This window comes from Microcystis sp. LSC13-02 (genome assembly GCA_002282935.1).
Classification (GTDB): domain Bacteria; phylum Cyanobacteriota; class Cyanobacteriia; order Cyanobacteriales; family Microcystaceae; genus Microcystis.
The window spans coordinates 1-9,910 of the sequence record MTBT01000091.1 but is presented as its reverse complement, the minus strand read 5'-3'; the positions used below and the strand labels follow the sequence as shown (position 1 = coordinate 9,910).

Annotated in this window: 6 protein-coding genes and 2 pseudogenes; 2 read left to right on the top strand and 6 right to left on the bottom strand. The window is 47.8% G+C overall.

The window, feature by feature from the left end; all coding sequences use genetic code 11:
* Positions 1 to 145: 145 nt before the first annotated feature.
* Together psaB and psaA are read right to left on the bottom strand one after the other, a co-directional pair.
* Complete coding sequence (gene psaB / locus BGL89_RS05365) at positions 146 to 2,359, bottom strand: photosystem I core protein PsaB (protein ID WP_002770787.1); 2,214 nt, start codon at positions 2,357 to 2,359, stop codon at positions 146 to 148.
* Between the two features lie 178 nt (positions 2,360 to 2,537).
* Positions 2,538 to 4,784, bottom strand: a complete 2,247-nt coding sequence (gene psaA / locus BGL89_RS05360; RefSeq protein WP_286824805.1) for a photosystem I core protein PsaA — start codon at positions 4,782 to 4,784, stop codon at positions 2,538 to 2,540.
* Between the two features lie 556 nt (positions 4,785 to 5,340).
* Between psaA and BGL89_RS05355 the strand changes: the two are divergent.
* Positions 5,341 to 6,822, top strand: a pseudogene (locus BGL89_RS05355) (hypothetical protein).
* Positions 6,823 to 7,254: 432 nt separating this feature from the next.
* Positions 7,255 to 7,821: a hypothetical protein gene (locus tag BGL89_RS05350; protein ID WP_286824803.1), complete on the top strand. Its 567-nt coding sequence runs from the start codon at positions 7,255 to 7,257 to the stop codon at positions 7,819 to 7,821.
* A gap of 118 nt (positions 7,822 to 7,939) precedes the next feature.
* Here BGL89_RS05350 and BGL89_RS05345 read toward each other — a convergent pair whose 3' ends face one another.
* The 4 genes and pseudogenes from BGL89_RS05345 to BGL89_RS05330 form a co-directional block, all read right to left on the bottom strand.
* Complete coding sequence (locus BGL89_RS05345) at positions 7,940 to 8,587, bottom strand: YqiA/YcfP family alpha/beta fold hydrolase (RefSeq protein WP_286824802.1); 648 nt, start codon at positions 8,585 to 8,587, stop codon at positions 7,940 to 7,942.
* Positions 8,588 to 8,598: 11 nt separating this feature from the next.
* Complete coding sequence (locus BGL89_RS05340; RefSeq protein ID WP_286824801.1) at positions 8,599 to 8,904, bottom strand: DUF2973 domain-containing protein; 306 nt, start codon at positions 8,902 to 8,904, stop codon at positions 8,599 to 8,601.
* Positions 8,905 to 9,002: 98 nt separating this feature from the next.
* On the bottom strand, positions 9,003 to 9,410 hold the full coding sequence (locus BGL89_RS05335; RefSeq protein WP_286824799.1) for a DUF2605 domain-containing protein: 408 nt from the start codon (positions 9,408 to 9,410) through the stop codon (positions 9,003 to 9,005).
* A gap of 15 nt (positions 9,411 to 9,425) precedes the next feature.
* Positions 9,426 to 9,824: pseudogene (locus BGL89_RS05330) on the bottom strand (thiaminase II/PqqC family protein); the annotation flags it as partial.
* Positions 9,825 to 9,910 lie beyond the last annotated feature (86 nt).

The window sequence follows — 9,910 nt, the reverse complement described above, 5'->3', positions numbered from 1 at the left end:
TTTTAACTGTGGTATGCGACGGTGGTGGAAGCAGAAACTTAAATCGTGAGGTTTAGGAATCGCCGCACTTTTAGGGCGGCGAGGATGTCAAAAACAAAACCCCCCACCAATGGGCGGGGGGTTTTTTAGTCACCTAATTCAAGGTTTAGCCGAACTTGCCGGCAGTGGAAGCGATCAAGAAGGCGGCGTAGGTGAAGATATAGCCAACGGTGAAGTGAGCTAAACCAACCAAACGAGCCTGAACGATCGAGAGAGCCACGGGTTTGTCTTTCCAACGAACCAGGTTCGCCAGAGGAGTGCGTTCGTGGGCCCAAACGATAGTTTCGATCAACTCTTGCCAGTAACCACGCCAAGAGATCAGGAACATGAAACCGGTTGCCCAAACGAGGTGTCCAAAGAGGAACATCCAGGCCCAGACAGAAAGGTTATTAACACCGTAGGGGTTGTAACCGTTGATTAATTGAGCCGAGTTAGCCCAGAGGTAATCGCGGAACCAGCCCATCAGGTAGGTGGAGTTTTCGTTAAACTGAGCCACGTTACCCGACCAGACACCGAGGTGTTTCCAGTGCCAGTAGAAGGTTAACCAACCCAGGGTGTTCAACATCCAGAACATGGCTAGATAGAAGGAATCCCAAGCAGAGATGTCGCAAGTACCGCCACGACCGGGACCGTCGCAAGGGAAGGAATACCCGAAGTCTTTTTTATCGGGCATTAATTTGGAACCACGAGCGTCTAAAGCACCTTTAACCAGGATTAGAACGGTGGTGTGTAAACCAAGAGCGATCGCATGGTGAACGAGGAAGTCGCCAGGACCGATGGTTAAGAAGAGGGAGTTAGTGCCGCTATTGATTGCGTCTAACCAACCGGGTAACCAAACATCACCGTAGTTGGGATAGGCGGTGTAAGCGATGCTATCGGGGTTAGACAACAGTACGTTCATGCCGTACAGGGTTTTACCCGAAGCTGCTTGCACGAATTGAGCGAACACAGGTTCGATGAGGATTTGTTTTTCGGGAGTACCGAAAGCGACGACTACATCGTTATGAACGTAGAGGCCGAGGGTGTGGAAACCTAAGAAAAGGGAAACCCAGCTTAGGTGAGAGATGATCGCTTCTTTATGCTCCAGCATCCGCGCCAGGACGTTATCTTTGTTCGCTTCGGGATCATAGTCACGCACGAAGAAGATAGCACCGTGGGCGAAAGCACCCACCGCTAGGAAACCAGCGATGTATTGGTGGTGGGTATAGAGAGCCGCTTGGGTAGTGTAGTCCTTAGCGATAAAGGCATAAGGGGGTAGCGCGTACATATGCTGCGCCACCAGAGAGGTGATCACGCCTAAAGAAGCGAGAGCCAAACCGAGTTGGAAGTGGAGAGAGTTGTTAACCGTGTCATAAAGATTTTTGTGACCGGCTCCTAACTTACCACTGGGGGGTCTGTGTGCATTGAGGATGTCCTTGATGCTGTGACCGATGCCCCAGTTGGTGCGGTACATATGACCAGCCACGATGAAGATCACAGCGATCGCCAAGTGGTGGTGAGCCATATCGGTTAACCAGAGGGACTCGGTTTGGGGATGGAAACCACCTAAGAAGGTGAGAATCGCAGTTCCCGCGCCTTGGGCAGTACCGAAAATGTGGTTAGCAGTATCGGGGTTTTCCGCATACACACCCCAGTCACCGGTGAAGAAGGGTAGTAAACCCGCCGGGTGGGGGGGAGTGGAGAGGAAGTTGTCCCAACCAACGTGCTGACCGCGGGATTCGGGGATAGCAACGTGAACGAGGTGTCCAGTCCAAGCTAAGGAGCTAACACCGAACAGAGCGGCGAGGTGGTGGTTCAGGCGAGATTCAGCGTTTTTGAACCAAGCGAGGCTAGGACGGAACTTAGGTTGTAAGTGTAACCAGCCAGCAAAGAGGAAAATCGCCGAGAGAATCAGCAGGAACACCGCACCTTGGTATAGGTCTTGGTTGGAGGTCATACCGATGGTGTAGAACCAGTGGTAAACCCCGGAATAGGCGATGTTAACCGGGTTAGAAGCGCCAGCTTGGGTGAAGGCATCTACAGCGCCTTTACCGAACTGGGGATCCCAAATCGCGTGGGCGATGGGACGGATGTTTAAGGGATCTTTGATCCACTGCTCGAAGTTACCTTGCCAAGCGACGTGGAATATCGTACCGGAAGTCCACAGGAAAATGATTGCAATGTGGCCGAAGTGGGACGCGAAAATCTTTTGGTAGAGATTCTCTTCCGTCATGCCATCATGACTTTCAAAATCGTGGGCTGTGGCGATCCCGTACCAAATCCGACGGGTAGTCGGATCTTGGGCTAGATCTTGGCTAAATTTAGGGAATTTAGTTGCCATAGCTGTTTAGGAAATTCTCCTCTCTAAATAACTGAGGCTCTTACACGAGTGCTGGTTATTTCCTTTTTTCAATTCACCCACTGTAATAGGAAACGCTTACAGTGGTATCGGTCAATCGACGCTGGTTGAGCCTAGTCTTGCCAATCCCCGGGGGACTGGCAAGCCCTTATAGGCAAGTTTAGCCAATCGAGAGACTTCTGGCCAAGAAGAATGCCCAAGTGGTGACAATACCGCCTAAGAGGTAGTGAGCCACACCAACGGCACGACCTTGAATGATGCTCAGGGCGCGAGGTTGGATAGCGGGGGCAACTCTTAACTTGTTGTGCGCCCAAACGATCGACTCGATTAATTCTTGCCAGTAGCCGCGACCACTGAACAGGAACATCAAGCTAAACGCGAAGACGAAGTGACCGGCTAGGAACATGATTCCGTAGGCGGACAGGGCAGAGCCATAGGAGTTAATCACCTGGGCCGATTGCGCCCAGAGGAAATCCCGTAACCAGCCGTTGATGGTGATGGCACTTTGAGCGAAGTTACCGAGGGTAACGTGGGTGACAGTGCCATCGGGGGCGACGGTTCCCCAGACATCGGACTGCATTTTCCAGCTAAAGTGGAAGATTACCACCGAGAGGGAGTTGTACATCCAGAACAGGCCGAGGAAGACGTGATCCCAACCCGAAACTTGGCAGGTACCGCCGCGACCGGGACCATCGCAGGGGAAACGGAAACCGAGATTTGCTTTATCGGGAATCAGACGGGAACCGCGAGCGTAGAGAACCCCTTTGAGGAGAATCAACACGGTTACATGGATGGTGAAGGCGTGGATGTGATGCACGAGGAAATCGGCAGTACCGAGAGTGATCGGCATCATGGCCACTTTGCCACCCACGGCTACCACGTCGCCACCGAAAGCATAACTAGCGGTAGTTAGAGCGTTAGGAGCGGTGTTGCCGGGGGCTAGGGTGTGGAGACTTTGTACCCATTGGGCAAAGATGGGTTGTAGTTGAATTCCCGTATCCGAGAACATATCTTGGGGACGACCAAAAGCCCGCATGGTGTCGTTGTGAATGTATAAACCGAAGCTATGGAAGCCGAGGAAAATACATACCCAGTTCAGGTGGGAGATAATTGCGTCGCGATGACGGATCATCCGATCGAGCAGGTTATCGACGTTTTTGGCCGGATCGTAGTCCCGTACCATGAAGATCGCTCCGTGCGCTCCCGCACCGACGATTAAGAAGCCACCGATCCAAGTGTGGTGAGTGAACAAGGATAGTTGGGTGGCGTAGTCAGTCGCCTGATAGGGATAGGGCGGCATGGCGTACATATGGTGGGCCACGATGATGGTTAGCGAACCTAAGAGAGCAAGGTTAATCGCTAACTGAGCGTGCCAAGAGGTGGTCAGGATTTCGTACAGTCCTTTGTGACCTTGACCGGTGAAGGGACCTTTGTGGTTTTCGAGGATTTCCTTCATGCTGTGACCGATACCCCAGTTGGTACGGTACATATGACCAGCAATGATGAATAATACAGCGATCGCCAAGTGATGGTGAGCGGTATCGGAAAGCCAGAGACCACCAGTCACGGGGTTCAAGCCACCTTTGAAGGTGAGGAAATCCGAGTAAGCACCCCAGTTAAGGGTAAAGAAAGGGGTCAAACCCTGGGCGAAACTGGGATATAAATCCGCCATCTTGCTCGGTTCGAGAATGAACTCGTGGGGCAAGGGGATGTCTTGGGGAGCTACTCCAGCATCGAGGAGTTTGTTCACCGGTAAAGAAACGTGAATCTGATGACCGGCCCAACCTAGGGAACCTAAGCCGAGTAAACCCGCCAAGTGGTGGTTCATCATCGATTCCACGTTTTGGAACCATTCCAGTTTCGGTGCGCTTTTGTGGTAGTGGAACCAACCGGCAAACAGCATCAGACCCGCCATAACTAAACCACCGATAGCGGTGCAGTATAGCTGATAGCTGTTGGTGAACCCGGAGGCGCGCCAGAGGTAGAACAGACCAGAGGTGATCTGAATACCGTGGAAGCCACCGCCCACATCGCCGTTGAGGATGCCTTGACCGACGATCGGCCAGACCACTTGGGCGCTGGGTTTGATGGCGAGCGGGTTGGTTAACCAAGCTTCATAGTTAGAAAATTTCGCGCCGTGGAAGTACATTCCACTCAGCCAAACGAAGACAACGGCGAGATGTCCGAAGTGGGCGCTGAAGATTTTCCGAGAAATATCTTCTAGATCGCTGGTTTGACTATCAAAATCGTGGACGTTGGCGTGTAGGTTCCAAATCCAGGTGGTGGTTTTGGGTCCTTTGGCTAAAGTGCGATCAAAATGCCCCGGTTGACCCCACTTCTCAAAGGAAGTAGGTACTGGGTCTTTATCTACAATCACTTTAGCTACCGCTTTGGGGGGGAGTGCCATGAGGATTCTCCTCTCTCGACAATAGACTTAGCGTTTTATTTGAGGATAGATTTTTTAACCTAAAAAAGGCAAGTTGAAATCTGACCCACCTTTTGTTAATGTCGCTTGACTTTCCTCTTGGGTGAGATTCCAGTCGAAAGCATCAATAGTAGATGATAAGTCTTTGTTCTCTTGTCTGTTCGTTATGCTTAACAATAATTAAAATTGTCTTAATCCTTGATTAGCTAAACGGCTTTTACTTCGGATCACCGATATAGACTCCAAAAGGGTTATAGCTATTGGATCATGCAGGTTAAGCGCCGTTTAGCTTAGGAGAGACATTTTCTGCTATGGACGGTCTCAGTCAGGGTCAGACCAGTGATTTTTCTTGACAAAAGTTCATTAATTGTCGCCCCAGAAGCCGATTTCCCCCTTTTATCCCCCACCAGACCATATAGAAAATTCAATAGATAGATTCTCAAAAAACAATCAAACAATTCTGTAAAATTGAGGCCATAACCTGATCTTCTCGCGCTTTTGCTGACACCAGAGCATTCAATGACTCTAGCAAAAATCAATGGTTTGTATAGATTTTGGCCTTGGCTCTAGGAGGAACGTGCTATCCCTACTACATAAATCAATCCCAGTCAAAACCCTTCATATATGTCTTGTGATCGGTTTACTGACCACCCTGTTAACCGCCTGTGGCGATCGCCTGACGGCTACCAATCTCCCCAGTTCCGAAACCTCTAATCTTCCCGTCGTTCGAGGCCGCATTTCTGAGGTTGCCCCCCCAGCCCTAATTCAGCAACTGCGCCCCAGTTTAGATCGTTACGCTCCCCAAGTAACGATTCTCAGTCCTCTGGCCGAACAAGTTTTCGATGACTCTCAGGTGACAGTTAAACTACAAGTGTCGGAGCTGCCAATTTTCCAAGACGACACCCTGAAATTAGGACCCCACTTGAGCCTAATTGTCGATAATGAACCAGCATCGGCTATCTACGACCTCAAGCAACCGATTATCTTAGAAAATCTCGCCCCTGGTACTCACACCCTCCGCGTCTTGGCCCTGCGGCCTTGGCAGGAAAGTTTTAAAAATGATGGGGCCTTCGCTGAAACAACCTTTCATATTCTGACAAAAACAGGCAAAAATGCCCCTGATAACAACTTACCCCTACTAACCTACAGTCATCCGCAAGGAATCTACGGTGCAGAACCGATCCTGCTCGATTTTTATCTGAGTAATGCTCCTCTACGTCTGCCCAATACTGTCAACGAGGATAATAGTCTTCAAAATTGGCGCATTCGTGTCACTGTCAACGGTGAAAGTTTTCTGCTTGATACTTGGGAACCGATCTATCTCAAGGGTTTTGACAAGGGCAATAACTGGGTACAATTAGAATTCATCGATGGTAAGGGAAATAAAATCGAAAACGAGTTTAATACCAGCGTGCGCGTGATTAGCTTTGATCCCTCTTACCAAGACGGCCTTAGTCAATTAGTCCGCGGCGATTTATCCCCTATAATTGCCCGTAGCATTGTTGATCCCAACTATAAAACCATTCCCAGTCTAGAGGAAAAAACTCCCATAGTTGAGGAAGAAACCCCCGTTATTGAGCCAGAAACCCCTATAGTTGAGGAAACCCCCGTTATTGAGGAAGAAGAAACCCCTATAGTTGAGGAAATCCCTGTTATTGAGCCAGAAACCCCTATAGTGGAAGAAAATCCTGTTATTGAGCCAGAAAGCCCAATAGTGGAAGAAAAACCAGTAGAGACAGAAACAATCGAAAAGGTGGAGGAAACCCCTGAAGCGATCGAATCTCCCTTAACCACCATACCGGAGACAAAGGAGATTAACGAACCGGCCTCTAGTATTTAGCCTCCGGTAGAAGTGGAACCTATTCCCGAACCCCAGAACAATAGCGAGCAAAAAATCACCATTTTCGATCGCATTCAACAAACCTTAAATCGTTTCCAGTTACCCTCTCCCCCAGCAGAAACAGATAGCGAACTACCCATCCTCGATCCTGAATTATTCACCAATGGGGATAGGGGTTAGGGAATAGGGGTTAGGGAATGGGGAAATGGGGATTTTTCAGTGAGCAGTGAACAGTAAACAGTAATCAGTGAAAAGAAAGTTCCCAAGTTTGCTTCTATTGGAGTTAAAGTGATAAGCTTATCTTATCGAAAAAAGGGCATAAGCCTTATGTCCCTACCATTAATATCGTGCCGGCTGTAGGGGCGCAAGGTTTGCGCCCATTATGTAACATAGCGAACATTTTTCACCTGATGTCCAGAAGACCCCGAAGTTTTCACCTAACACTGTCCACTTAAAACTGCAATCTGATAACTGATAACTGATAACTGAAATCCCCAACACCTCGATCGAGAAATTATTAAACAAATATTTCGCAATATAGACAAAATTGGGAACTAAGTTATAATCTAGAACGTCTCTAGGTAATTTACTAACTTTTTGCTTGAGGTAATTGTGTTTAACAAAATTTCCCTTGTCGCTGGTTTTGCCGGTTTAGTTGCCCTAACCACCGTTGGCGCTGTACCCGCACAAGCAGGACCGGAAAATAACGAAATCCTGATCAGTCAACTGCGCGGCCATAACACCTACAGAGGTGAACCGCAACTCAACCCCGGTGACTATGTACTAGGTCGCGTCCGGGGAACCGTGGGAGGGATTATGTCCATCCAATTGATCAGACCTGTAACAGTGGATGGCAAAGAAATTTTCAGTGGCGACTTTGCTGACGGAACCACCGCTCGTATTGTTGGGGATGCCACTGGTGGCGACGATGTACTATTGCAAGTGGTAGATGGCAAGTTAATTTATGTGGGTAAAGCTCGTCCCTATTGGGTTTCCCGCTTGAAACTAAAATCGGAAATCGCCACCAGCAGCAATCGCTCACAACTTTTAAGAGAACTTAACGAAAAACAACCCGCTTGGGGACTTCCCGCTTTACCCCCGGAAACCAGAACCTTTACTGAAGTTGCTCCTCAACCCGCTACCGAGCCTAGTGTATCTCCTATCCGCGGACTTTGGTAGTGGCAAGACATCAGCAGAAAATCTCTTGTCTTTAGACTGAGAAGCTGAAAAATCTTCTCAAAATCTAATACAAATATACTAAGACCCCTCCTTCGATCGAAGGAGGGGTCTTTTTTCGTCAAAAATTGAGAAATAATTGTATTTCAGCCCAGATTCTCGTCAAAACATCGGTAAGGGCATGATCGCTATCTAATTCGACTAATTTTACCCAAGGGCGATTTATGCAATAATGGCGACTATTTTCTAGGGGAATCACCTCATCGGCACGACCATGAATAATCAGGGTGGGGAGCTGCCTGATTAACTTTTCTTGGGGATAATTAGCTAAATCCTCGATGAATTTGTAATAAATTGGCAGAGAACGACGATAACCGTAGTGATAAACCGATAAACTCCCAGATTTTTGCCAATTGGCTAGGGTTTCTGCTCCCAATTGTCCTAACCAAATCGGCCCGAAATTAAAAGCCGGAGCTAATAAAACGAGCCTTTGCACCTGAGAATAAGTTTCTGCCAGCCAAGCTGCCGTTAAACCGCCAAAACTGGAACCAATCAGAGTAACGGGAAGCTGAGATTGTTCAATCAATTGGCCGACTTGAACAATCTGACGAGTGAGAGTTAAGCTAGAAAAGTTATCACCGTTAAGATCGGCAATTTCCATTGCTAAACCCTTATTTTGCCAACAATGTCTCAAAAATTGCGCTTTTGTTGATTGGGGGCCAGAAGCGAAACCGTGTAGATAAATATGTCTGTTATCAAGGACTGCCATTCTAGAACCAATTAGATTTCTTCATCTTGCTCTTTGGTGGCACTGGGAGAAGAATTATAAATGGCATCTAACTGCTGACGAGCATCTTCGACAGTGAGAGAACGAATCACTAACAAAGGTTCATTGATTAGTTGTCCGGACTCGTCCAAAAGTTCGGGATGGGAAGTCATGGGATAACCGTAGGGATTATAGGAATTACCCGATTTAGCAGGACGTTTCTGGGAATCCATGCTGACAGTAATCAGACTACGAATTAAATTATTAATGGTCAAAAAAGCGATAACCGTGAAGGCGAGGATATAGAGCAGATGTAGCATTGACTAAGTCTCCCATGAATTATGTGTGAATATTCCTAATTGCCAAAACTTTATGCTAAAAATTCGCTCAACTCTCTAGCTTACCAAAAAGTTTCAGATTAAGCGTCAGTTTGAGGAGATTGATATTCTCCCCAACCCTGTAATCGACGACGACGACTGCTGACACCCCAACACTCTGCCACCAACTGATGCCAAGGCAACAACATCTTGGCCTCAATACCCACCTGACCACCTGTGGTTTTAAAGAGTAAATGAGCCGTAGCCACCTCCTGTTGGGCGTTTTTGACTCTGGCCAATAAATCGTTTTGTTCCTCGAGGCTGAGAAAGGATAATCTCTCGGATTCGAGGAGGAGACGGGAACGGGAAAACCAATGGGTGAAATCCTCCAGTAGAGGTTCCAAGATAGTTTTCAGGAGTTCGTTTTCGGTGGGTTGCGAAGGGAACATTATTCTTATAATGACGATTTTGCTTACCTTAATCTTAGCGTTATTTATATTTCTTAACATTGTGACGGGAAAATTTTAAGATTTGCCCCGGCTGTAGGCGGCACTAAAGAAGTCCTGTTCACAACTAAGGGCATAACGATAGGATAAAGAGATATTTTCCGTCATCAGAGCGTATTTATCCGCCAATTCCTCTAACTGGCTTGCTAAAGCTGCGAATTCATCCCCACTATAACTATCAATCCAAGCTTGATAGGGATTCTCAGAAATCGGTTCTAAGGCTAATTGTTGACCCAGATAAGCATAAAGACGCATACAGGGACTCATCGCCACGGCAATCGCACCGATATCACCCATCCAAGCGGTAGCGAGAAGAAAATCCCGATAGCGACGGGTGGCATTAGCGGGCTGAACCTTTCTTAGGTCAACCCCCCACTGTAAAGCATAATTTTCGTGTAATTCTAATTCCTGTAATAGTTAGTAAAAGTATAGTCAAATATAGACAGACTGAATTCCATTTCAGAAATTCCCTTCACTTTTGCTTCGAGAGATTAATTCTCCTT

Excerpts from the sequence above, each read along its gene's own strand:
- BGL89_RS05340 (WP_286824801.1), bottom strand. The coding sequence starts at position 8,904 with ATGCTACATCTGCTCTATATCCTCGCCTTCACGGTTATCGCTTTTTTG.
- BGL89_RS05345 (WP_286824802.1), bottom strand. The coding sequence starts at position 8,587 with ATGGCAGTCCTTGATAACAGACATATTTATCTACACGGTTTCGCTTCT.
- BGL89_RS05335 (WP_286824799.1), bottom strand. The coding sequence starts at position 9,410 with ATGTTAAGAAATATAAATAACGCTAAGATTAAGGTAAGCAAAATCGTC.
- psaA (WP_286824805.1), bottom strand. The coding sequence starts at position 4,784 with ATGGCACTCCCCCCCAAAGCGGTAGCTAAAGTGATTGTAGATAAAGAC.
- psaB (WP_002770787.1), bottom strand. The coding sequence starts at position 2,359 with ATGGCAACTAAATTCCCTAAATTTAGCCAAGATCTAGCCCAAGATCCG.